This window comes from Undibacterium sp. Ji49W (assembly GCF_049340205.1).
In the GTDB taxonomy this organism is placed as follows: Bacteria; Pseudomonadota; Gammaproteobacteria; order Burkholderiales; family Burkholderiaceae_D; genus Undibacterium.
In genome coordinates, this window is record NZ_JBMPOW010000019.1 from 91,276 (window position 1) to 113,961 (window position 22,686).

Below are 22,686 nucleotides of genomic sequence, written 5' to 3' on the forward strand. Positions count from 1 at the left end.
ATGAAATTACTCGTTGTCGGCTCTGGTGGCCGTGAACATGCACTCGCCTGGAAACTCGCGCAATCTGAACGTGTACAAACCATTTTTGTAGCGCCCGGCAATGGCGGTACAGCTGCTGACGTACGCCTGAAAAATATCAACGTTACCGATCCGGCTGCACTGGCAGATTTTGCCGAACAAGAGAATATCGGCATTACCGTGGTCGGACCTGAAGTCCCGCTGGCAGCCGGTATCGTGAATATTTTCCGTGATCGTGGCCTGAAAATCTTTGGCCCGACCAAAGAAGCGGCACAACTCGAAAGCTCCAAGGATTTCGCCAAGGCCTTCATGCACAGGCATGCCATCCCCACGGCTGAATACCAGACCTTTTCCGATCTGGCACCGGCGCATGACTATATCAATGCCAAAGGCGCACCTATTGTCATCAAGGCTGATGGCCTCGCCGCCGGCAAGGGTGTGGTCGTGGCCATGACGCTGGAAGAAGCACATGCTGCCGTTGACATGATGTTGTCTGACAATAAGCTGGGCGATGCGGGTGCACGCGTGGTGATTGAAGAATTTTTGGCTGGTGAAGAAGCCAGCTTCATCGTCATGGTGGATGGCAAAAATATTCTGCCACTCGCCACCAGCCAGGATCACAAGCGTTTGCTGGACAATGACGAAGGCCCTAACACGGGCGGCATGGGTGCTTACTCCCCTGCCCCTATCGTCACACCGCAATTGCATGCACGCGTCATGCGCGAAATCATCGTGCCTACGGTACAGGGCATGGCCAAGGACGGTATCGTGTTCACCGGCTTTTTGTATGCCGGCCTGATGATCGATGACCAGGGTAACCCAAAGACGCTGGAATTCAATTGCCGCATGGGCGACCCTGAAACCCAGCCCATCATGGCGCGCCTGAAAACCGATCTGCTGCATGTCATGGAACATGCCGTGAATGGCACACTTGATACCGTAGAGCTGGAATGGGACAGGCGCACGGCCATGGGCATCGTCATGGCAGCCGCAGGTTACCCGGACAGCCCGCGCAAGGGTGACAGGATTACCGGTATACCGGCAGAAACAGCTGAAACCGTGACCTTCCATGCCGGCACTACATTGAATGAAAAAACCTTGAGTGCGAGTGGTGGCAGGGTTTTATGCGTGGTTGGCCTGGGTGATACGGTCAAGCAGGCACAGAAACACGCCTATGATACGGTTGAAAAAATCCATTTCGATGGCATGCAGTATCGCCACGATATAGGCTGGCGTGCGCTGAATCGCAAACATTAACTCCTGATCAGCAGCATTGTCAGAACAACATAGCGCGCAATAGATCTTTTAAAGCGGGTTGGGCACAGTCCAGGGTCCAGCCCCTTGCGTTTTTTAGAGTAGATAGCAGAATGACAGATACACTCGCGGTTAAAAATTACTTCTTGGGCCTGCAGGCTGGTATAGTCGCGGCTCTGGAAGAAGTTGACGGCCATACTTTTATCACAGATAGCTGGGAACGCCCTGAAGGTGGTGGCGGTATCTCGCGCGTGATAGAAGAAGGCAAGGTATTTGAACGTGGCGGTGTGAATTTTTCCCATGTCATGGGTAAAAACCTGCCACCGTCCGCCGCTGCCAGCCGCCCTGAACTGGCTGGTCGCCAGTGGGAAGCCATGGGTGTATCGCTGGTCTTGCATCCACGCAACCCCTATGCCCCTACCGTACACATGAATGTGCGTTTTTTCACCACCCATGCCGAAGGGCATGAAGATGTCTGGTGGTTTGGCGGCGGTATGGATTTGACACCTTATTACGGTTTCACTGAAGATGCGGTGCATTTCCACCAAACCTGTAAAATGGCGGTCCAGCCTTTTGGCACAGATTTGCACGCCCGCTTCAAAAAATGGTGTGACGAGTATTTTTACCTGAAACACCGCAAGGAAGCCCGTGGCGTAGGCGGTATCTTCTTTGATGATTTCAATGAAGTTGATTTTGCCGGCAGTTTTGCCATGATGCGTAGCGTGGGCGATGCCTTTATTCCTGCCTATCGCCCGATACTGGAAAGACGCAAAGACCTCGCATATGGCGAACGTGAGCGTGATTTCCAGGCTTATCGTCGCGGCCGTTATGTAGAATTCAACCTGGTATTTGACCGTGGTACGCATTTCGGTCTGCAATCCGGCGGCAGGACAGAATCCATACTAATGTCCATGCCCCCTATCGTCAAATGGCGTTATGACTGGAAACCGGAAGCGAGCAGCCCGGAAGCAGCACTGGCAACCGACTTTCTGGCACACAGGGAATGGGTATAGAAACTGCCGCGAAACCTTGCGTCCTGGTACTGGGTGGCAGCTTTGACCCTGTCCATCTGGGCCATATCGCCCTTGCGCATAGCCTGGCAACGGTATTGAAACCGGATGAATTACGCGTCATTCCCGTTGGTCAGCAATGGCAAAAGAATGCATTTCAGGCGACAACGAAACAAAGGCTGACCATGCTGGAGCTGGCTTTTGAAGACTGGCAACTCTGCCCTGTCAGGATAGACCAGCAGGAAATCATCCGGTCAGAACAGGGTAAAAGTAATTTCACCATCGATACCTTGCACCAGCTACGTACGGAAGTTGGCGAACAGGCATCATTGGTGTTTGCCATGGGTGCAGATCAGTTGCAAAATTTGCATACCTGGCACAATTGGCAAGCCTTGCTTGATGTAGCGCATCTTTGCGCTGCTTCACGACCGGGTTTCAGCCTGGATATCAGCAGCCCCGACATTGCTGACATCTGGAAGAAAAATGCCATCAGCGCCCTGGAAATGCGCTCGCGGCCAGCAGGTGGCACTTATCTCGAAAGAAACCTGGCGCAAGATGTATCTGCTACCCAACTACGTACAGAATTAAAACAGCATAACCCGACAACAAGATTGCTAGTCCCGCACAAGGTGCTAGACTACTTACAACAACAAACTATCTACCAATAAAATATGGATATTAAAAAACTGCAAGCTTTGGTCATTGACGCTCTGGAAGACGTCAAGGCACAAGACATAGAATTATACGAAACCACCCACCTGACCAGCCTGTTTGACCGTGTTTGTATCGCATCAGGTACGTCCAACCGTCAAACCAAGGCTTTGGCGGCTTCGGTACGCGATAAAGTCAAGGAAAACGGTGGCACCATCGTCAGCATGGAAGGTGAAGCGACTGGCGAATGGGTACTGGTCGATCTGGGCGATATCGTCGTCCATATCATGCAACCCGCCATCCGCGCTTACTACCGTCTGGAAGAGCTGTGGGGCGACAAGCCTGTGAAATTCGGTGCGGCCAAGCGTATCACAGCGAAAAAAGTCGATGCACCTGATGCAGATGAAGCCAGCGACAAGCCAAAGCGTGCGCCACGCAAAACAGCAGGCAAGGCAGCTCCACTGGAAGTCACGCATGACATGATGGCCATCCAGACCACGCTGGATGATGAAAAGAAACCAGCCCGCAAGCCACGCGTCAGCAAAACTACAGGCGAAGCAGAAGCCAAACCGGCGCGCAAACCGGCTGCCCGCAAAGCTGCCGATGGCACAGCCAAACCAACCAAGCCAGCCAAAATACCAACTGGTGGCCGCGTCAAGGTAGCCTCTACCAAAACAGCCGTGGCTTCAGCCAAACAGGCTGCGGAAAAACGCGGAGCGGCAGCAGCTGCGCCAGCCAAACGCGCAACAGCCCGTAAAAAAACAGAGGAATAATTCTGTTGAAGACCCATTTCAAATGGCTGCCCTGGTGCAGCCATTTGTTTAAGCAAGCCCGTTTTTTCAAGCTGTTATTTGCAGCAAACAGACATAAACATGCAATTGATCATCGCCGCCGTCGGCCACAAAATGCCGGCCTGGATAGAAACCGCCTTTCAGGAATACGCCAAACGTATGCCGCCGGAATGCCGTGTGCTGCTCAAAGAAATCAAACCGGTAGAACGTTCTGGCAGCAAAACAGCTGAAACCGTGATGGCACTGGAACGCACAAAAATCGAAGCCGTCATTCCCAAAAATGCCCGCATAGTCGCCCTCGATGAACGCGGCAAGGACTGGACCAGCGTCGCCCTCTCACAAAACCTGACACAATGGCAGCAGGATGGCCGCGATGTCGTGTTTGTCATTGGCGGTGCTGATGGGCTGGATGCAGAATTCAAGGCCAGGGCCGATACCCTGATACGCATCTCCAGCCTGACCCTGCCACATGGCATGGTCAGGGTACTGCTGGCAGAACAACTGTATCGCGCCTGGTCGATTACCCAAAACCATCCATACCACAGGGTGTGATCAAGATACGCCAGGACAACCATATACATACCTATGCTCCGCGAAAATAAAATCTACCTCGCATCCAAAAGTCCACGACGCCGTGAACTGCTGCACCAGGTCGGCATAGAATTCGACCTGCTGCTCTTGCGCGATGCACCGCCACGCGGACCCGACGTGACCGAAATCGTCTTGCCCGGCGAAGCACCCGAGGCCTATGTTAGCCGTGTCACCAAAGAAAAAGCCGACAAGGCATGGGAAGCCATGCATTTGCGCAAAATGCTGGCGCGACCAGTGCTGGCAGCAGATACGACCGTGGTGCTGGGCCAGCAAATTCTGGGGAAACCTGCCGATCTGGAAGAAGCAGTCCACATGCTGGAAATGCTGTCTGGACAAACTCATCTGGTACTGACCAGCGTCGCTGTCCATTCAGCCCAGGGCAGTGCCGCCGTCACGCAATGTTCGGAAGTCAGTTTCGCCAAACTGGATCAACAGCAGATCATGGCCTACTGTCGCAGCAATGAACCGTATGACAAAGCTGGCGGCTATGGCATACAAGGAGCGGCTGCACGCTTTATTTCGCACATCAAAGGCAGTTATTCTGGCATCATGGGATTACCCTTGTTTGAAACCTGTCAGTTATTGCGTCAGGCCGGCATCATTATTCCCTAACAGATAAAGTTTTTGAGAAGTCCATGAGCGAAAATCTCCTCATCAATATCACTCCGCAAGAAACCAGGGTTGCCCTGATGTTTCAGGGCGCAGTACAGGAACTCCATATAGAACGTACCTTGTCACGCGGTCTGGTCGGCAATATTTACCTGGGCAAAGTCGTGCGCGTTTTGCCCGGCATGCAGTCAGCCTTCATTGATATCGGCCTGGAACGCGCTGCCTTTTTACATGTTGCCGATATCTGGGATGCCCGTCCGCAAGATGGCAATGGCAGCAATTCACCGCTGACACCGATAGAAAAATTATTGTTCGACGGCCAGTCGGTGACCGTGCAAGTTGTCAAAGACCCGATAGGCACCAAGGGTGCACGACTTTCCACACAAATCTCGATTGCTGGCCGCATGTTGGTGTATCTGCCGCAAGACTCGCATATCGGTATTTCGCAAAAGATAGAAAACGAAGCCGAACGCGAAGCCTTGCGCGCCAAAGTGCAAAGCCTGCAGCAAAATGACGAGAAAGGTGGCTTCATCGTCCGCACCATGGCAGAAGATGCCTCGGATGAGGACCTGAAAGCCGACGTCGATTACCTGCGCCGCACCTGGTCCACCATACTGCAACTGGCCAAGACCCAACCGCCAACTACTTTGCTCTACCAGGATCTGAACCTGGCACAACGCGTCTTGCGTGATTTCGTCAATGAAGAAACCAGCAGCATACAAGTCGATTCGCGTGAAAATTACATCATGCTGCAAGAATTTGCGACGCGCTACATGCCATCGGTACTGGGCAAATTGCAGCACTATATCGGCGAACGCCCGCTATTCGATCTGCATGGTGTAGAAGAAGAAATCGAAAGAGCCCTGGGCCGTCGCGTGGACCTGAAATCAGGCGGTTACCTGATCGTTGATCAGACCGAAGCCATGACCACCATCGACGTCAACACCGGCAGCTTTGTTGCTGGTCGCAATTTCGATGACACCATCTTCAAAACCAATCTGGAAGCCGCCCACGCCATCGCCCGCCAGTTACGCCTGCGTAATCTGGGTGGCATCATCATTCTAGATATCATCGATATGGAGAATGAAGAACACAAGGCCGCCGTCCTGTCAGAACTCAACAAAGCCCTGTCACGCGACCGCACCAAGCTGTCCGTCTCCGGCTTTTCTGCCCTGGGCCTGGTCGAAGTCACCCGCAAACGTACGCGTGAATCACTGGCCCACGTGCTGTGTGAACCTTGCCCTGCCTGCAACGGCAAAGGCCAGGTCAAGACCGCCCGCACCATCTGCTATGAAATCCTGCGCGAGCTGCTGCGCGAAGCCAAACAATTCAACCCGCGTGAATTCCGTATCATGGCTTCACAGGTAGTGGTCGACATGTTTCTCGAAGAAGAATCACAACATTTGGCCATGCTCGGTGACTTCATCGGCAAGCCGATCTCATTGCAGGTGGAAAACGTGTTTCATCAGGAGCAGTACGATATTATTCTGATGTGAAAATTCCTGCTCATCACTTGCGCAGGTAGTTGACATGGGAGTGGCGATGATAGTGGAATTACTCAAAAGCTGATTGCATATAGCCTGCTACTCACATTGTTACCCGCATCTGCACCAGGCTTTGCAGCACGATTACAGGATGTGCCGCAAGCCGAAATGACAGCGCCCGCGTCTACGCCGCCTGTCGCTGGGCGAATCGAATATGCGTATGACTATGCTCCCTTGCAAAAGCTCGACTTTTGGCGAGCGACTGTGACCAAGCCTGCACCGCTCATACTGTTTGTCCATGGTGGTGGATGGAAACGCGGCGACAAAACCAATGCCACCGGCATGCAAAAAGTCAATCATTTGATCAACGAAGGCTATGCCTTTGCCTCGATCAATTATCGCCTGGTCCCGACTGCAAGCGTAGAACAGCAGGCGGCAGATGTATCCGCAGCAGTCGCCTGGGTACGGGCTAATACCGGAAAACTGGGGATCGATGCGTCGCGCATCATCCTGATGGGCCACAGCGCCGGGGCGCACCTGGTGTCTTTAGTCGGTACCGATCCGCAATACCTTGCGGCAGCTGGCCTGTCCTTATCGGACATTCGCGGCGTCATAGCTCTGGATGGTGCATGTTACGATGTGCTGCGCCAAATTGCCGATGGCGGAGCATTCATGGCAAAAACTTATGTAGAACTCATTTCATAAATAGGGATGAGTGCGAACAAGACGATTTGAGATGCAGTGCAAAGCCTAAGGTTTGTACTCTGTGCAGCTATGGCTGGTGCCTTAGCAAGCGCAGTGTCACAACCTCGCGCTGCAATGCGCCCAAATCGTCAGTTCCCGAAGGGTTTGCCTCATAACGCGTGCTGGACTGCGTTGGATTCGTTGTCAATAGACCCGCTATTGACTGCCTCGTCCATAGTTTTACCATTGCCAGCCCACGTTATGAGGCAAACGCATCTCTCCCCTATTTATGAAATGAGTTCTAGAAGCATTTGGAAACGATCCTGCACGCCAGCGGGCATTATCTCCGACATTCCAGGCTGCCACACCGAATGCCCCTGCATTTCTGATTATCCATATAGCCCGCGCTGACGGCAAGGCACAATCCGAGGCACGGGCTACGGCCCTCATGCATAGCCGGAACTTCAGCAAAACTCCATGGCTTTAACGGGAAAGGTTTGCGCGGTCATCTGGATATCAACAGCTCAATTGGCAGCACTGATTTTCCTTCAACGGCATTGGTAGATGCCTGGCTGCGCAAATTGCCCGACTCGAAATAAAAGCCTGCCCCTACAGTATTACTTCTCATTATCGACGACACACATTATTTCATCGATGCACCGGTTGGCTTGATGATACGCTCGTTTCATCGCTACCCCGCACAGTTATCCAGATGATGAACTTTCAACTTACAAGCTCGGACCATAGACAACATCGGCAATTGTACAAAAAAATATCGTGCATCCCGAAGCATTGTGAACACAACTTATGTCAATGATTGCCCAGCGCAGTTTCGCTAGGGCCAATGATGGTTTACAACAATGAGCAAACACCAGATTACAGAAATCAGGTTACATACACAAAGGGCTAACTTGCATTATCTTTACTACATCTCCACCCTTGAATGCCATAACGACCTTCATTTTTTCAATTGAATATTTTGACAATTACTTGCAATGTAGTATGGGGTTTTTGTGTAAAGTTTCAGCAATCAGATTCATTGTCATAAACAACGCATACGATCATCGCTTCGTATTGCTAGCCAACGGCTCTTGTACTGTGCAGTAATCATATGTTGGTATTGAAAAGATTTCGTGTTGCATGAAGAAATATTTCCAGTCCTTACATGAAATATGAAACACGAAAACTTCAATCAACCATATCAATAATGTCTGATGCAGCCATATGTGATTTGCTGCCAAAATTGTTGCCAAAAGGTCTGGAATAACCCGACTCATGCCCAATCGAAAAATATTTTACTTCAGCATACTTGGCGTTGCATTCAGGGACGCTGAGCTTTTTAAGTCTTATGTTCGCGTGTTGAATTTTAATTTGCAGTATCAGTGGCTGCACCGCGAAATTTCACCTGATCTCATCATTTATGGCGAAGAAACAGGCGCATCCATTTCAAAAAATGAGGCTCCTGTATCACATACGCTGACTCTCACCGAGTCAAACACGGGAAACGAACAATGTTTATCCCTGCCGTTGAATTCCGTTGAAATTGCGACTGCATTAAACCGTATCGGCATGGCACTTGGTGGACAGACCAATGCGCATAAAGCACCGCAGATGCCTCTTTCCGACCTGGCTCAACCGTATCGCCTGAAGCGATGGCCGCCATCCAACCTGATCAACACGCGTGACCGGATTCGCCTGGCTACCGTCATGACCAGGCAAGCCATTTCAATAGAGACACTGAACAAAAAATCCGGTCTGGACATCGAAACCTGCAAGTCATTTGTATTCGATCTGTACACGTCCGGACTGTTGGCAAAAGAATCCATCGTAACAAAAATGGAAAGTTCAGATCAATCTGCTGCGCCTGCATATGTTCAACCGGGCGTTCTGTCCCGGATACGCAGCAAGCTTTCTCGCATCATGGGGAACGAGTGACCATGGATTACAAAATATTATTTACCGGACCAGCAGGCGCAGGGAAAACCACCGCCATCACTGCTGTGAGTGAGGTCACAACCCTGAATACGGATGTACTCAATACAGACCTGGAAATCAATAAACTGACTACCACTGTCGGGCTCGACTATGGCGAAATGACCTTAAGTAACGGCGACAAGCTCAGGCTATATGGCACGCCAGGCCAGACACGTTTTGATTTTATGTGGGACATATTGTCACGTGGCGCACTGGGCCTGATCATCTTGATTGATAACCGCAAGGCTGATCCGTTGGCTGATTTGGACGTGTACCTGAACGGTTTCAAGAACTTGATTAACTCAACCAGTTGTGTTGTCGCCATCAGCCACATGGGCACACATCCGGAACCTGATGTTGAACAATTTTCCGAGCACCTCAATACACGCGGCATATTGTGTCCCGTTTTGCAAACTGACGTTCGCGAAGCCAGACATGTAGCCGAATTATTGGAGTTGCTTATGCTGCAGTTAGAGGCGAAACAGGATATGGATACTTATGAAGATTGATGACAGTTTGATAGAAAGTGCAAAAAAAGCAGTTGATTCCGTGCATTCCCAGGTGAAGGGCGTAAAAGCCGTTGTCATTTCAACGGAAGACGGATTTGAGGTTGCCTCTCGCGTTGAAAGTACCGCACTCGTCACCCGCCTGTCTGCCATGTCCAGCTCGCTAGCCTCTCTGGGCGCCCTGGCAGGTGAAGAAAGCAATCTTGGGTCATGTGAAAACCTGATCATTGAAGCCAAATTCGGGATGTTGCTGATATTTCAGATTCAGAGAGAGCAAGGCTCGCTGATCATGAGTGTGGTTGCAGGGCGTGATGCGATAGTGGGGCAAGTGCTGTATTTCGCCAAGCAGGCAGCGCGTAACCTGCAACATACTTAACACACCAATAAAATTTTTTGCAGAAAATTAGCTTGAGATAAAAAGCTGACAAGCCCCTTCCCTGCATCACACGGGAGATCACTGGTTAGCGCTACAGATTTCTTTCAAACAAATGTCGTTTTAGGCGTCACGTCGTTTGTTTTTTTCTTGACGTCGTTATATTGGAGTTTTGAATGGCGAATATTAATCAATCAGTACAAAATTTACTGACTCTGGATGGCGCGCAATGCGCGGCTTTGGTAGATTCCAGCAGCGGCATGATACTGGGACAGGCAGGAAGCGGACTGGATCTGGAAATTGCAGCAGCAGGCAATACTGAAGTAGTGCGTGCAAAACTGAAAACCATGCAATCCCTGGCGATCGATGACGTGATTGAAGATATCCTGATCACTTTGGGTAAGCAATACCATATCTTGCGCCCATTGGCCAAACACGAAGGCCTGTTCTTGTATGTCGTGCTGGATAAGTCCAAGTCAAACCTGGCACTCGCCCGACGCAAAGTATCAGATATCGAGGCAGCATTAGAGCTGTAATTTGCACAGAAAATGGTGTGAGGCTTGCCAGCAGACCAGCTTGACACCATTTTCATCCAAACGCAAAGCACGCGTGTGACATAGCCATCTGCTGCGCGAAGCCAAACAATTCAACCCGCGTGAATTCCGCATCATGGCTTCGCAAGTGGTAGTCGACATGTTCCTGGAAGAAGAATCCCAACATTTGGCGATGCTCGGTGACTTCATCGGCAAACCGATTTCATTGCAGGTGGAAAACGTGTTTCATCAGGAGCAGTACGATATTATTCTGATGTAATACGATAGCGAGTATTCAGTATAAGTCAGGGGCAAAGCCAGACTTGCCCCTGACTATGCATGAATAGAGTGATGCGCAATGTACTAGGCTCCACTTGTTTAAACCAAGCAATATGGCAACGTAAAATCAATGAGTACCCCAGCACCCAGCCCAAGACTCTTCGTCATTTTCGCCAAAGATGCACATGTAGCAGCTATCTTCGCGCGCGGACCGACCAACTGGTTTCATGTCATTCGCTGGGATACCCGCAATGACACTTTTGAATCCGGCGCATGGATACGTGGCCGCATATATCCTGAACGTTGCGACCTGTCGCCAGATGGAGAACTGCTGGTTTATTTCGTGCATAACGGGCGACGCAGCCGCACAAGTTACACCTCTGCCTGGACAGGCGTCAGCCGTCTGCCATGGCTATATGCTCTCGGGCTCTGGCCCCAAGGTGATACCTGGGGTGGCGGCGGTAATTTTAAAACGAACCGCAAAATTTCACTTTCTGCCGCGAAGGGGACCCCGCCCCATCCTGAGCATATCCCTCATGGGCTTGAAGTCGTCTATGAAGGGAGCATACGCAAAGCATCCAGCAATGAAGTAGCAGGTGCAGAATGGTCAGGCCAAGACCAGGAGAAGCGCCTGATCTTCACGGCTAACGGGAAAGTTTACTGGCAGCGCGATGAAAAGACTGTGCAGGTGTTAGCCGATTTCAACGACGATAAACCCAACCCTTGCGAAGCGCCAGAATGGGCCAAACGATCACTGGTGGACTAGTCTCCTACAAGCATCTGGCGATAAACCTCATGGATCGTATAGTCTCAACATCTCTGGCTGATTTTGGCTTGCTATCAAGCTTGCCCCGCCTTTACGACTGACGCGAGTTATTCCCCCAACTAAATACATGTTGCTGCGCAGCGCAATGCAGCAAATGTTGATTGCACATTGCCTGAATAGATGATATTTTTTAGGCAACACCTATCGAAGCAATTTGCTCGCCAGAGTAAAGTTGCAGAATTTGGATTCGCCACTTTTCGGAGTACCTTAACCGGGTTTCACTTTTTCCTGTCCGCATGTTTTATCACAACAAGGAGTTATCATGTATCCATGGCTTTGGGTGTGGTCACCACAGGTTCACTTTCCCTGGAGTGGCAGTGTTGCACAAAGGATTGAGCCGAGGACGACCTGGTTCACGTCCATGATTCCGCCGGTATCAGGGGATGCGGCAATAGAAGAGCAAGTATTCAATGCAGCGTCTTACGGTACACAGTTGGGTCTGATCACTGACGTGCTTTTGGATATCGTCAAAGAGACTGAAACTTTGTCGCCCAGGGCATCCAAGTCGCTGGATGAGTTGAAAGCCTTGAAATCCAAGATCGAAGACATTAAAAAAATATCCGCAAAAAACGCCGCTCTAAATTAAACCTAGACCAAGGAAGTGCTGGCGTGGCTTGCGTCGCCGACAACATGCATCTCAATGCATGGCTTGCAGCAGTTGCTGTGCATCCATGGCAGCAATGCGTCCTTCATCAGTAGGTACTACCCACACTTCTGTACTGCTGTATGGGGTATGGATGGACATGATGCCGTCACCACGGGCAGCATTGTTCTTTGTCGTGTCCACCTGCACGCCGAGATAAGCTAGGCCTTCTGCGACCTGCCGTCTGAGTACGGCATCATGCTCCCCTATGCCGCCGGTAAATACCAATACATCCAGTCCATTCAGGCAGGCACTTAATGCGCCGCATTCGCGTATGACACGGTAGGTAAACAAGTCGATGGCAAAGCCCGCTTGCACATCGCTGCTACCACGCAGGGTGCGCATGTCGGCAGAAATACCGGATACACCCAGCAAACCAGATTCCTTGTACAAGGTCGTTTCCAGTCGTTGTTCATCCCAACCTTTTTGCATCAGGTGCAGCATGACACCCGGGTCAAGCGCGCCGCAGCGGGTGCCCATCATCAAGCCATCCAGAGCAGAAAAGCCCATGGAAGTAGCGATACTTTTACCGTTTTTCATGGCACAAGCGCTGGCACCATTGCCCAGGTGCAGCATGATGACACACCCGGCAGCAGGATCAAATGCCCGTGCCGATTGCTGGGCGAGATGGCTGGCAACATAACGATACGACAGACCATGAAAACCGTAGCGACGTATGCCTGTGGCGCGCAAAGCCTGTGGTAATGCCAGCGTGGTTTCGCAATCCGGCATTTCGGCGTGAAAGCCCGTGTCGAAACAGGCAATCTGCGGTATGTCGGGATAGGCGCGATGGAAGGCAACGACACCGTCCAGATTATGGGGTTGATGCAAAGGCGCCAGACTGTCCAGCGTATGCAAATAGTGGAGTGCATCGTCATCGATCACGATAGAAGCAGAAAAACGCTCTCCCCCGTGGACGATGCGATGGGCGACGGCTTTGATCTGTATGTCTGCACTATGTGCCATCAACAAGCCATGCAAGGCTTGCAGGGCTGTAGCAAACTGATCAGCGCCAGCGGCGTTGATTGCTGTCTCATCCAGTGCCAGCTCTTTAGTTTCACTAGCCGTGCGGAATTTGATCTGGGGCTTGCCACCTGGTTGCAAGCCTTCAATGACACCTGTCAGGCTGGTACTGGTCACGCCCTCATCGGTGTATGGATACAAGGCAAATTTGATGCTCGACGAGCCCGAATTCACCGACAGGATGACGGATTTTTTCATGGTGCGGTTTTCCGGTACTCATATGCCAGCAATTTGATCAGGGCTGCCGAAGCAACTCTTGAAGATGGGCCGTCAGCACGGCTGGTGAGGGCAATCGGGACCTTTGCACCAACCACCACGCCACAGGTGGCGGCACCGGCCAGATATTCAAATTGCTTGCCCAGCATGTTGCCAGACTCCAGGTCGGGCACCATGAGGATATCTACATCGCCAGAGACAGCAGAAACGATACCTTTGATCCGCGCTGCACGGGCAGATATGGCATTGTCAAACGCCAGGGGGCCATCAACAATTGCCCCGGTGATTTGCTTTCTTTCCACCATTTTGCATAGGGCTGCGGCATCAATGGTGGAATTGATCCTGGGGTTCACCGTTTCTACTGCGGACAACAAGGCCACCTTGGGTTCAGGGATATTCAATGCATGTGCCAGATTGATGGCGTTTTGCAGGATGTCGGCCTTTTCCATCAATGTGGGGTAAATATTCAGGGCAGCATCGGTCAGTAGCAAAAGCTTGTGATACATGGGGACATCCAGGTGATACACATGTGACAGGCGGCGCCCGGTGCGCAAGGCTGTGCATTCAACAACGGCATGCATCAGTTCATCGGTATGCAAACTGCCTTTCATCAGGGCTTCCACCTTGCCGCTGGCAGCCATGTCTGCTGCCATCTCAGCAGCCGCATGGCTATGGGCTACATCAATCAATTGATAGCCACTGATATCAATCTGGGCTGTAGCCGCTACAGCTGCGAGCTTTTCTGCCGGGGCAATCAATATGGGAATGATCAGGCCCTGCTTTGCTGCATCCACAGCACCCTGCAAAGAATCTGCATCGCAGGGGTGTACGACTGCACAGCGTATCGCTGGCAGGTTTTTGACGCTATCGAGCAAGCTACGCTGACGTTCACCCAAATCGAACATGGTCATGGTGGGAAGGTGCGCACGCGGGCGACTGACTTTTTCGGTCGGGGCAATGACCAGCGCATTGCCGTAGACGACCCTGGCCCCTTTCTGATTCAGGATTTCACAATCCAGGGTGACATGTTTTTTCTCATCATCTTTTGACACGACCGTCACAGACACCGTCAGCGTATCACCTATGCGCACAGGTTTGACGAAGTGCAGATTTTGCTCGAGATAAATCGTACCTGGCCCTGGCAGACGTGTGCCCAGGATAGTCGAAATCAGAGCCCCGCCCCACATGCCATGAGCAATCACGCCATGGAATAATGTATGTTCCGCATATTCTGCATCAAGGTGAGCCGGATTGACATCGCCAGAAACCGTGGCAAAAGCCTGAATGTCCGTGTTTGTCAGCGTACGGACCTGGCTGGCAGTCTGCCCTATCTGCAGGTCTTCGTACACGACGTTGGAGATCAGGTCTTGCTCATTCGTTGCTGTGTTGATGGTATTCATTTGATCTGTGCTTTCATTAATTCACGATGTGATAACCGCCGTCAACATATAGCGTTTGCCCTGTCATGCCGGATGATGCATCGCTGATCAGAAATGCGGCCAGCCTGCCTATCTCGTCCAGTGTCACCAGTCTGCCCAGTGGTGACCGGGCCACAGCTTTCTGCATCAGTACATCAAAATCCTGTAATCCAGAGGCTGCACGTGTAGGCACCGGTCCTGGTGAAATCGCGTGCACACGTGTACCACCCGGGCCGAGTTCAGTCGCCAGATAACGCACTGTTGATTCCAGCGCCGCCTTGACCGGGCCCATGATGCCATAGTTAGCAACGGCTTCGTCGGCACCCAGGTAGGTCATGGTCATGATGCTGGCATTCTTGCTTAAATGCGGCTCACAAAGTTTGGCCATGCGGGCAAAGGAATGGCAGGACACATTCATGGCACGCAGAAAACCGGCGCTTGAACTATCGATAACACGACCATGCAAATCATCTAAGGGCGCCCAGGCAATCGAATGGATGACAAAATCCAGTTCACCCAATTCCTGAATGGCCAAGTCAACCAGGGCTTCCAGCGATCCCTCCTGTTCTACGTCGCAAGCTATCAGTGTTGACTCCAGCCTGCTTGCCAGTGGTGCGACAAATTGATGCGCCCTGGCGTTCACGCAAGACAAGACCATTTTTGCACCTAGCTGCCGTATCATGGCGGCACAGCCATAGGCGATACTGTGTTCATTTGCCAGACCGATGATCAGGCCGCGCTTGCCTTGTAATGAAAATGAAGAACTTGCTGCATTCATCTTTGTATCCATCTCGGTTAAATTCAAACCAGATGCTTGCCCTGGCCACACATCAGGCAAACTGTTTTTTGAAACGCACTATCGTGGTTAAACTGATCAGTACAGCGATCAGCAATATACCTGCGAACATGGGCCATAAGACATTGAATCCAGCCCCTTTCATCAAAATTCCATAACTTGCATTGATGTAGTAATACAGCGGTGACACATACATGCCCATACGCATGATGGCAGGCATGGCTTCTGGTGGTGTCCATGCTCCCGACAAAAACATCATGGGTGCAATGATGAGGATGACCATCATGCCAGCCTGCGCCATATTGCGTGTCATAGTGGCGATTAATATTCCTATTCCAGCCAGGGTGCTTACATACAATGTAGTCAGCACAAAGAACAATAACAAACTTCCTGCGACCGGCACCGCAAATACCGGCACCAGGATGCCGAACAATCCAAGCGCGGTGCCACCCAGTATCACCGCCACCATAGCCACAATCTTGGGTATCATGATTTGCAGCGGTGACAAAGGCGACACCAGCAATTGTTCTATGGTGCCACGCTCTTTTTCCCTGACCATGGCGGCAGCAGGCAGCAGCATGGAAAATAGGGTAATGACATTCAATAATTCTGATATCCCCATAAACCAGGCATCATTCTGGTTGGGATTGAACCAAACGCGGGTCTGGTTATTGATGATGGGCACTTCCAGCGCCCCACCCATCGCACCTGCCACGACACCAAACCGTTGGGCTGCCTGCTCCAGCCCATAACGCGTAACGATTTGTGTGGCATCCACGGCTGCCAAAAAACCCTGTACCGAATTTGACGCATCGATCTGCATCTGCACTGCAGCCGTATCACCACGCGCCAGCCGGTCAGAAAAACCAGGCGGTATGTCCAGCACCGCCATGGCCTTGCCGTCATCCAGCAGTTGTTGTCCCTGGCTGGCATGACTGATTGCTCCTATCCAGCGAAATTCAGGCGGCATGAAGCGCCCAGCCAGTTCACGTGATGCAGCACTACGGTCCAGGTCAAATAATACTAAGGCTGCATTATTTAACTGGAATGACACACCGGAAGCCGCATTATAAATATCGGCAGAAAATGCATACAGCACGAATACAAGAAGAATGGGATCGCGCATGAGTTGCAATAACTCTTTCCAGGTCATGGCCTGCAAGCGGCTCCACCAGATACGATCCAACAGATTACTCATTTCACCTCCCTTCGTATCAATTCTTTGGTCGCTTGGAAAAACCAAGAAAACCCGCCGTGAACAAGGCCGCCGCATAGAGTGCCAGGATCAACATATCTTGCCACAAGGCGGCCAGTCCCACGCCCTTGAGAAAACTGCCCATGGCGATTTCAGCGTAATACATGCCCGGGAGGATATGCGCAATAACAGATGCAATTGCCGACAGTGAAGGAATAGGAATGATCATGCCTGAATACAGTACAGCCGGTACGACCGTCACAATAGCCGTGCCCACCATGGCTGCCACCTGGGTATTCACCATCACCGAAACCAGTAAGCCTATGCCGGTGGTGCAAATCACATACAGTATTGTGGACAGCAAAAAGAATACGGGATCGCCCTTGAATGGCGCACCGAACAACAGCAGGGCAAACGCTGTCAGCGCAGAGGCATTAACAACCGAAATACCGACGTAGGGCAGCAATTTCCCGATCAGGTATTCACCACGTGACAAGGTGGAAGAGTAGACATTGTAGATGGCACCTGATTCTTTTTCCCTGACTACCCCCAACGCTGTCAAAAACGGCGGTGACAGCATGAGGATGACCATGATAAGTTTGGGTGCAATTGACCAGATACTTTTGACTTCCTGGTTGTACAGATAACGTGTTTCCAGCTTCACCGCCTGCATACTGTTACGCAGGCTGTCCTGCCCTATTCCTGTCAATGCAGAAAAATGGGCCGATAGACTATCAAGATTCATGGCAGCATTAATGGCCGTGACATAGCCTTTTGCCGTCAAGGCACGGAACGGGAAAGTGCCATCTATCCAGGTCTGCACCGTGGTCGCCTGCCCTGACTTTAAACGTATGCCAAAATCGGGCGGGATAATAATCACTGCCCGCAGACTGTTATCGATCAATAATTTTTCTACATCCGATTCTCTTTGCGCATAGCCCTGAAATGAAAAATAACGGGAATCGCTGAAGTGATGCGCGTAGTCACGTGAGCTGACGGACTGGTCATAATCAACAATGGCCAGCGGGATGTTTTCCACATCCAGTGACAGGCCATAGCCAAACAGCAGCATCAACAGAGATGGCACGACGAATGCCAGGGCAAAAAATAGGCGGTCGCGCACAATTTCGCGCCATTCCTTATAAGCGACTACGCTGATGCGCCGCAGATTCATGCTTGCTCCCCCCTGGCTTTGGCATCTTCAGCTTCCAGCCTCGTCACGATGTGAACGAATACATCTTCCATGCTCAGTCGCTTTTGCAGGAACTGGATTTTTTGCTGGAACTGAATTTCAAATGCTTGAATCAGCATTTGCAAGCGCGACAAATCTTGCACTGGGTCCGGCAACATGACGTGAATGCGTGAGCCAAACAATGCCGCACTGGAAAATCCGCTTTTCTGCAAAATATCCACCATGGACTGCGCCTGGTTGGCGTCACCAGCCGTCTTCAATTCATACAGTTTGCCTGCCTGCGCCTCCACATCTGCTTTCAATCTGTCAGGCGAAGCATCGGCCACAATACGTCCGGCATACATGAGGGCGATATGGTCACAATGTTCAGCCTCTGACATATAGTGGGTCGTGACCAGTATCGTCACGTTTTCTTCGCGTGAGAGTTTGAACAGTACTTCCCAGAAGGCCCGGCGCCCCAAAGGGTCTACGCCAGATGTGGGCTCATCCAGAAACAAGACTTGTGGCCTGTGTATTAATGCGCAGCCCAAAGCCAGCCGCTGGCGCAAGCCCATGGGCAAGCTGGCCGCCAGTGCGCTGCCAAAGGGGCGCAAGCCCGCCATGTCGAGTATCCAGTCCATGCGTGCTGCGGTTTCCTGCCTGGTCAAGCCGTAGATACCCGCATACAGGCGTATGTTTTCCAGCACAGACAAATCCAGGTACAGTGAAAAAGCCTGGGACATATAGCCTATACGTTCGCGTATCTGCCGACCGGCGTCACGCATGTCTGCTCCTGCCACCCTGCCCTTGCCGCTGCTGGGGCTCAGTATGCCTGTCAGCATTTTAATGACAGTGCTTTTACCTGCACCATTCGCCCCCAGCAAACCAAAAATCTCGCCTTGTGGTACGCGAAAGCTAAGATCATCGACCGCTTTGAAAACACCGAAAGTACGTGACAGATTTTCTGCCTCTATTGCCAGGCCAAGATCGGCATGCCGCTTTACAGACGAATCTTGTGTGTCTAAAGACTTTTGCGTGCCTTTACCAGCCAATAACTGCTTTTTTCGCAAAAGGGCGATAAAGACATCTTCCAGTTCAGGTTCCAGCACTTCGCTATGACTGATGGCAATATCGGGTATGCATTGTTGTACTTGCGCGCTGGCTTTTCCGGCATAGGTTTCATCCACGTAGACACGTATATCTTGCCCCAGGACCTCCATCTGCGGAAATTGCAGGCCAAGTTGGTGAACCGCTGCAACTTGCTGTAATGGCTGGCTACAGAGCATGCTGATAATCGAACCTGCTGCCAGTGCCTTGATTGTTTCCGGTTCGCCAGATGCCAGTATCTTTCCGGCATGCATGAGTGAAACGCGGTGAAAGCGGCTGGCTTCATCCATATAGGCGGTCGATACCAGCGCAGTAATACCTTTTTCTTTCAGCAGACGCGCAAGGATGCTCCAGAATTCTCGCCGGGACACCGGGTCTACACCCGTGGTTGGCTCATCCAGGATCACCAGTTGTGGCTCATGGATGAGTGTACAGACCAGCCCCAGCTTTTGTTTCATGCCGCCGGAAAGGTTTTTCATGGGGCGATCACGGAATCTTTCCAGCCTGGTACTGCGCAACAGGGCTTCCTTGCGTTCGTTCAATTCGGCTTTGCGCAAGAGACGCAAACCGCCGAAGTAATCGATGTTTTCCTCAACCGACAGATCCCCATACAAATTCTGACCCAGACCCTGAGGCATGAGCCCTATCCGGTCCTTGATCAGTTCACTGCTTTTTTCGGAATTGATCAATGTCCCAAATACTTGCAGCTCACCGCCATCATGTGCCAACACGCCAGCAACAGATTTCAGCAAACTACTCTTACCTGCCCCGTCAGGGCCTATCAATCCATAGATCTCACCAGCATCCACCTGCAAATCAATCCCGTCCATGGCAATACTGCTGCCATACGACTTCATCAGTGCATGCGCCAGCACCACCGGCTTGGGCTTATTCACTTCTGGCTGCATTTGACTCATCTTCTTTGGCCATCGTTGAGATTTATTTCCAGCGAGGCTTTTGCCAGGCCTGGTCGTCTTTCCAGCGGATAACGGCATCTGCCGGAATGCCAGGCGTCAGTTTGTGTTCAGGATTTTTTTCTATGCTGAGCTTGACTGCATACACCAGTTTCACCCGCTCGTCTGTGGTCTGCACTTCTTTGGGTGTGAATTCTGCTCTGGTGGCAATGTAGCTGACTCTGGCTTCATAGAATTGGTCTCCCTGGGAATCGACATAGATACGCGCTGGCAAACCCAGACGCAATTGACCTATTTTGGATTCTGCGACATAGACCTTCAGGTATAAATGATCAAGATCCACCATCTCCAGTATGGATCCACCAGGCATCACAACCTCACCCGGCTCGCGCAGGCGTGTCAGCACCACACCAGAACCAGGCGACTTGATGAGCAAATCTGACAGTACAGAATTGGCTTCGGTCACCGCCGCTTCTGCCCTGTCGTGCTGTGCTTTCAAGGCTGTTATATCCTGCTGCCGGGCTTTGACCTTGTCATTTCCCAACTGCGCCTGGGACAGTCCCTGCCTGGCCCGATTGATCGCTTCCTGTGCTGCCTTGACATCAGACTGCGCGACCTGCCATGCCAGATCAGCCTGTTCATAACGATGCTTCTCGATAACGCCACGCTCAAACAAATCCTTATGTCTGTTGGCATCAAGCTGTGCTTGTCGCTCAACGGCAGACGCTTTGGCATAGGCGGCCTGTGCCTGACTGACAGTCGCATCTGCCAGACTGATGCCGAGTGGCACTTCCTTTTGTGCTACGTCCAGCGTACCCTGGGCCGCCCGGACCTGCGCCTCAGTTGCGTTGGAAGCCTGCCTGGCTTGCTCGACCTTGGCCTGAACGCTTTCCTCTTCAAGCTGCGCGATAACTGTACCTGCTTTGACGCTATCCCCCTCTTTGGCAAACACCTTGCTGATACGGCCAGGATATTTGGCAGCAGCGACTATGCGGTCACCCTCAACACGGCCATTGGCAACAATCAGGCCTTCGGGCATCTTCCTGCTTTGTGCCAGGTAGTAAAAGTAGCCACCGGCAATGACTGCGGCGGCGACGCCAAGCAATACCGGACCGAGTAATTTCGATTTATTTTCCATCTGCTGTTCCTGGATCTATGCGCTTTTTATTGCAGGTATTTGGAGTTCGTTTTTTCAAAGCTGTCCGGATGCGTGCAACAATTGCAGGCGGGCGAATTCATGGTCATAGATTGCGTTGTCGCGATTTGAATATGCTTGCAGGCGACGGGCTTCGGCATCCAGCACATCACTATTCGGTGCCAGGCCAGAACGATAACGCTCACGTGCCAATGCCAGGGTTTCGTCAGCCTGCTCAACCGCCTTACCGACCAGACGCATGCGGGCGCTGGCTTCCTGGCGGGAAAGCCAGGATTGATGCACCTGTAGTGCAATACGTTCACGCGTATCCGCTTCCATTTCATTGATGGCTTGCGCAGTGGCAGACAATTGAGAAGCCTGATGGCGTATCAGGCCGCCGTCAAACAGATCCCATTTCATGACTATGCCTACATACCAGCCCTTGTCTTCAGCCAGGTAGCGATTATCGAGTTTGCTATAGCCCGCAGTCAGCCCAATCTGCGGCAAATGCCCGGCGGCGACACTGCTGGCCTGCTTTTTATAGGCCATGCTTTGTCTGGCCAGTTCTTGCAATTCCTTCCGTTGTGCAGTGGCAGTTTGCAACAACGCCGGCAAATCCGTTGCAGAGGCCTCGTTAGCAATGTTGCCGATATCCTGTATTGCGACAGCACTGTCGTACTGGCGACCCAGCCATCGGTTCAGTGCCGCACACGCCAGTTCATAGGCATTATTCGCCTGCAAACCCAATTGGCGGGCATTGGCCATCGCCACCTGTGACGCCAATAAATCATGCCTCGCAACATAGCCTTTGTCGAATAAGGCCTGAACATCATCCACATGCTTGCTGACCGACGCAATATGGGCATTGCTGACATTGACTGCATGCCCCGCGCGCAGCACCGCGATATAGCTCTGCGCAATGGCCAGCTTCAAATCACTGCGTGTGAGCTGGCTATGTGCCTGCGTTGCTTCTGACTGTGCCTGGGCGGCAGCGACGCCTGAAGAAATTTTCCCGCTGGTAAAAAGAGGAGCAGAAATACTGACACCTCCAAAATAGGCAGAATCCTGGGCAAACGGCAGCGTTGTCCCTTTCAGCATCGGCAGCGCCGGTATATTCACTTTCGCAGCGGGTTCGCTTTCAGTACGCGTATAGCCACTTTCCAGCGTTATCCTTGGCAAATAATTTGCCTGTGCCGACGACAGTTGATGCAGTGCTGCCTGCTCTTTTTGCTGCGAAGCAGCAAGTACGTGATCGCGTTGCAATGCGATGCCCCATACCTGCTCTAACGTCTCGGTAGCGCCAACCGGAAAACAGATCAGTAAAACATTGATGCAGATCAAACTTTGAATTAAAGGCTTTAATGTCAATGCCTTACGGCATATGCCCATGAACCGGAAAGCAGCCAATTTCAGTCGCAGGCTGGCCATAGATTGAGTGCGTTCATAAAGGTAATCAGAACCAAGCAGAGTCATCACGAATTCACC

22 protein-coding genes and 1 pseudogene are annotated in these 22,686 nt (G+C 51.6%); 15 read left to right on the forward strand and 8 right to left on the reverse strand.

The window, feature by feature from the left end; all coding sequences use genetic code 11:
- From purD to ACO0LK_RS21790, 15 genes and pseudogenes are all read left to right on the forward strand, one after another.
- On the forward strand, positions 1-1,275 hold the full coding sequence (gene purD / locus ACO0LK_RS21720; protein WP_422978754.1) for a phosphoribosylamine--glycine ligase: 1,275 nt from the start codon (positions 1-3) through the stop codon (positions 1,273-1,275).
- A gap of 110 nt (positions 1,276-1,385) precedes the next feature.
- Entirely contained in the window at positions 1,386-2,285 is a 900-nt protein-coding gene (gene hemF, locus ACO0LK_RS21725; protein WP_422978756.1) for an oxygen-dependent coproporphyrinogen oxidase, read from the forward strand.
- Positions 2,276-2,950, forward strand: coding sequence for a nicotinate (nicotinamide) nucleotide adenylyltransferase (gene nadD, locus ACO0LK_RS21730; protein WP_422978758.1), 675 nt, complete (start codon positions 2,276-2,278; stop codon positions 2,948-2,950). The genes hemF and nadD overlap by 10 nt, the downstream gene beginning before the upstream one ends.
- A 3-nt stretch (positions 2,951-2,953) precedes the next feature.
- Positions 2,954-3,706, forward strand: a complete 753-nt coding sequence (gene rsfS / locus ACO0LK_RS21735) for a ribosome silencing factor (RefSeq protein ID WP_422978760.1) — start codon at positions 2,954-2,956, stop codon at positions 3,704-3,706.
- Between the two features lie 99 nt (positions 3,707-3,805).
- Positions 3,806-4,276, forward strand: a complete 471-nt coding sequence (rlmH, locus tag ACO0LK_RS21740) for a 23S rRNA (pseudouridine(1915)-N(3))-methyltransferase RlmH (RefSeq protein ID WP_186948620.1) — start codon at positions 3,806-3,808, stop codon at positions 4,274-4,276.
- 33 nt (positions 4,277-4,309) lie between these two features.
- Positions 4,310-4,927: a Maf family protein gene (locus ACO0LK_RS21745; protein WP_422978762.1), complete on the forward strand. Its 618-nt coding sequence runs from the start codon at positions 4,310-4,312 to the stop codon at positions 4,925-4,927.
- A 23-nt stretch (positions 4,928-4,950) separates the two neighbouring features.
- Complete coding sequence (rng, locus tag ACO0LK_RS21750; RefSeq protein ID WP_422978764.1) at positions 4,951-6,420, forward strand: ribonuclease G; 1,470 nt, start codon at positions 4,951-4,953, stop codon at positions 6,418-6,420.
- A gap of 156 nt (positions 6,421-6,576) precedes the next feature.
- A complete protein-coding gene (locus ACO0LK_RS21755; RefSeq protein WP_422978766.1) occupies positions 6,577-7,113 on the forward strand; it encodes an alpha/beta fold hydrolase in 537 nt (178 codons plus the stop codon).
- A gap of 1,254 nt (positions 7,114-8,367) precedes the next feature.
- Entirely contained in the window at positions 8,368-9,027 is a 660-nt protein-coding gene (locus ACO0LK_RS21760) for a hypothetical protein (protein ID WP_422978768.1), read from the forward strand.
- A 2-nt stretch (positions 9,028-9,029) separates the two neighbouring features.
- Entirely contained in the window at positions 9,030-9,575 is a 546-nt protein-coding gene (locus tag ACO0LK_RS21765; RefSeq protein WP_422978770.1) for a GTP-binding protein, read from the forward strand.
- Positions 9,565-9,948: a hypothetical protein gene (locus ACO0LK_RS21770; protein WP_422978772.1), complete on the forward strand. Its 384-nt coding sequence runs from the start codon at positions 9,565-9,567 to the stop codon at positions 9,946-9,948. The genes ACO0LK_RS21765 and ACO0LK_RS21770 overlap by 11 nt, the downstream gene beginning before the upstream one ends.
- Before the next feature lie 173 nt (positions 9,949-10,121).
- Positions 10,122-10,481: a hypothetical protein gene (locus ACO0LK_RS21775; protein WP_422978774.1), complete on the forward strand. Its 360-nt coding sequence runs from the start codon at positions 10,122-10,124 to the stop codon at positions 10,479-10,481.
- Between the two features lie 88 nt (positions 10,482-10,569).
- Positions 10,570-10,758 (forward strand): annotated as a pseudogene (locus ACO0LK_RS21780) (Rne/Rng family ribonuclease); the annotation flags it as partial.
- Between the two features lie 129 nt (positions 10,759-10,887).
- On the forward strand, positions 10,888-11,523 hold the full coding sequence (locus tag ACO0LK_RS21785) for a hypothetical protein (protein ID WP_422978776.1): 636 nt from the start codon (positions 10,888-10,890) through the stop codon (positions 11,521-11,523).
- A 322-nt stretch (positions 11,524-11,845) separates the two neighbouring features.
- Positions 11,846-12,169 (forward strand): hypothetical protein, encoded by a 324-nt coding sequence (locus ACO0LK_RS21790; RefSeq protein ID WP_422978778.1) that lies wholly within the window; start codon positions 11,846-11,848, stop codon positions 12,167-12,169.
- 51 nt (positions 12,170-12,220) lie between these two features.
- Here ACO0LK_RS21790 and ACO0LK_RS21795 read toward each other — a convergent pair whose 3' ends face one another.
- Genes ACO0LK_RS21795 through ACO0LK_RS21830 form a run of 8 tightly spaced genes read right to left on the reverse strand, consistent with a single transcriptional unit; the run spans position 12,221 to position 22,674 of the window.
- The gene (locus ACO0LK_RS21795) at positions 12,221-13,447 is read right to left on the reverse strand and encodes an acetate/propionate family kinase (protein WP_422978780.1); all 1,227 of its coding nucleotides are present in this window, start codon (positions 13,445-13,447) and stop codon (positions 12,221-12,223) included.
- The gene (locus ACO0LK_RS21800) at positions 13,444-14,865 is read right to left on the reverse strand and encodes a bifunctional enoyl-CoA hydratase/phosphate acetyltransferase (protein ID WP_422978782.1); all 1,422 of its coding nucleotides are present in this window, start codon (positions 14,863-14,865) and stop codon (positions 13,444-13,446) included. Before ACO0LK_RS21800 ends, ACO0LK_RS21795 begins: the two co-directional genes overlap by 4 nt.
- A 16-nt stretch (positions 14,866-14,881) precedes the next feature.
- On the reverse strand, positions 14,882-15,661 hold the full coding sequence (fabI, locus tag ACO0LK_RS21805; protein ID WP_422978784.1) for an enoyl-ACP reductase FabI: 780 nt from the start codon (positions 15,659-15,661) through the stop codon (positions 14,882-14,884).
- A gap of 52 nt (positions 15,662-15,713) precedes the next feature.
- Positions 15,714-16,877, reverse strand: coding sequence for an ABC transporter permease (locus ACO0LK_RS21810; RefSeq protein WP_422978786.1), 1,164 nt, complete (start codon positions 16,875-16,877; stop codon positions 15,714-15,716).
- A 16-nt stretch (positions 16,878-16,893) separates the two neighbouring features.
- On the reverse strand, positions 16,894-18,048 hold the full coding sequence (locus ACO0LK_RS21815) for an ABC transporter permease (protein WP_422978788.1): 1,155 nt from the start codon (positions 18,046-18,048) through the stop codon (positions 16,894-16,896).
- Positions 18,045-20,069, reverse strand: coding sequence for an ATP-binding cassette domain-containing protein (locus ACO0LK_RS21820; protein ID WP_422978790.1), 2,025 nt, complete (start codon positions 20,067-20,069; stop codon positions 18,045-18,047). Before ACO0LK_RS21820 ends, ACO0LK_RS21815 begins: the two co-directional genes overlap by 4 nt.
- A 22-nt stretch (positions 20,070-20,091) precedes the next feature.
- Positions 20,092-21,204 carry an HlyD family secretion protein gene (locus ACO0LK_RS21825; RefSeq protein ID WP_422978792.1) on the reverse strand — a complete coding sequence of 371 codons (1,113 nt, stop codon included), beginning with the start codon at positions 21,202-21,204 and terminating at the stop codon, positions 20,092-20,094.
- 54 nt (positions 21,205-21,258) lie between these two features.
- Positions 21,259-22,674 (reverse strand): TolC family protein, encoded by a 1,416-nt coding sequence (locus ACO0LK_RS21830; protein WP_422978830.1) that lies wholly within the window; start codon positions 22,672-22,674, stop codon positions 21,259-21,261.
- Between the last annotated feature and the right edge of the window lie 12 nt (positions 22,675-22,686).

What these genes read in the sequence shown, in the direction of transcription:
- purD (WP_422978754.1), top strand. Translation starts at nt 1, where the DNA reads ATGAAATTACTCGTTGTCGGCTCTGGTGGCCGTGAACATGCACTCGCC.
- hemF (WP_422978756.1), top strand. Translation starts at nt 1,386, where the DNA reads ATGACAGATACACTCGCGGTTAAAAATTACTTCTTGGGCCTGCAGGCT.
- nadD (WP_422978758.1), top strand. Translation starts at nt 2,276, where the DNA reads ATGGGTATAGAAACTGCCGCGAAACCTTGCGTCCTGGTACTGGGTGGC.
- rsfS (WP_422978760.1), top strand. Translation starts at nt 2,954, where the DNA reads ATGGATATTAAAAAACTGCAAGCTTTGGTCATTGACGCTCTGGAAGAC.
- rlmH (WP_186948620.1), top strand. Translation starts at nt 3,806, where the DNA reads ATGCAATTGATCATCGCCGCCGTCGGCCACAAAATGCCGGCCTGGATA.
- ACO0LK_RS21745 (WP_422978762.1), top strand. Translation starts at nt 4,310, where the DNA reads ATGCTCCGCGAAAATAAAATCTACCTCGCATCCAAAAGTCCACGACGC.
- rng (WP_422978764.1), top strand. Translation starts at nt 4,951, where the DNA reads ATGAGCGAAAATCTCCTCATCAATATCACTCCGCAAGAAACCAGGGTT.
- ACO0LK_RS21755 (WP_422978766.1), top strand. Translation starts at nt 6,577, where the DNA reads ATGACAGCGCCCGCGTCTACGCCGCCTGTCGCTGGGCGAATCGAATAT.
- ACO0LK_RS21760 (WP_422978768.1), top strand. Translation starts at nt 8,368, where the DNA reads ATGCCCAATCGAAAAATATTTTACTTCAGCATACTTGGCGTTGCATTC.
- ACO0LK_RS21765 (WP_422978770.1), top strand. Translation starts at nt 9,030, where the DNA reads ATGGATTACAAAATATTATTTACCGGACCAGCAGGCGCAGGGAAAACC.
- ACO0LK_RS21770 (WP_422978772.1), top strand. Translation starts at nt 9,565, where the DNA reads ATGAAGATTGATGACAGTTTGATAGAAAGTGCAAAAAAAGCAGTTGAT.
- ACO0LK_RS21775 (WP_422978774.1), top strand. Translation starts at nt 10,122, where the DNA reads ATGGCGAATATTAATCAATCAGTACAAAATTTACTGACTCTGGATGGC.
- ACO0LK_RS21785 (WP_422978776.1), top strand. Translation starts at nt 10,888, where the DNA reads ATGAGTACCCCAGCACCCAGCCCAAGACTCTTCGTCATTTTCGCCAAA.
- ACO0LK_RS21790 (WP_422978778.1), top strand. Translation starts at nt 11,846, where the DNA reads ATGTATCCATGGCTTTGGGTGTGGTCACCACAGGTTCACTTTCCCTGG.
- ACO0LK_RS21795 (WP_422978780.1), bottom strand. Translation starts at nt 13,447, where the DNA reads ATGAAAAAATCCGTCATCCTGTCGGTGAATTCGGGCTCGTCGAGCATC.
- ACO0LK_RS21800 (WP_422978782.1), bottom strand. Translation starts at nt 14,865, where the DNA reads ATGAATACCATCAACACAGCAACGAATGAGCAAGACCTGATCTCCAAC.
- fabI (WP_422978784.1), bottom strand. Translation starts at nt 15,661, where the DNA reads ATGAATGCAGCAAGTTCTTCATTTTCATTACAAGGCAAGCGCGGCCTG.
- ACO0LK_RS21810 (WP_422978786.1), bottom strand. Translation starts at nt 16,877, where the DNA reads ATGAGTAATCTGTTGGATCGTATCTGGTGGAGCCGCTTGCAGGCCATG.
- ACO0LK_RS21815 (WP_422978788.1), bottom strand. Translation starts at nt 18,048, where the DNA reads ATGAATCTGCGGCGCATCAGCGTAGTCGCTTATAAGGAATGGCGCGAA.
- ACO0LK_RS21820 (WP_422978790.1), bottom strand. Translation starts at nt 20,069, where the DNA reads ATGAGTCAAATGCAGCCAGAAGTGAATAAGCCCAAGCCGGTGGTGCTG.
- ACO0LK_RS21825 (WP_422978792.1), bottom strand. Translation starts at nt 21,204, where the DNA reads ATGGAAAATAAATCGAAATTACTCGGTCCGGTATTGCTTGGCGTCGCC.
- ACO0LK_RS21830 (WP_422978830.1), bottom strand. Translation starts at nt 22,674, where the DNA reads ATGACTCTGCTTGGTTCTGATTACCTTTATGAACGCACTCAATCTATG.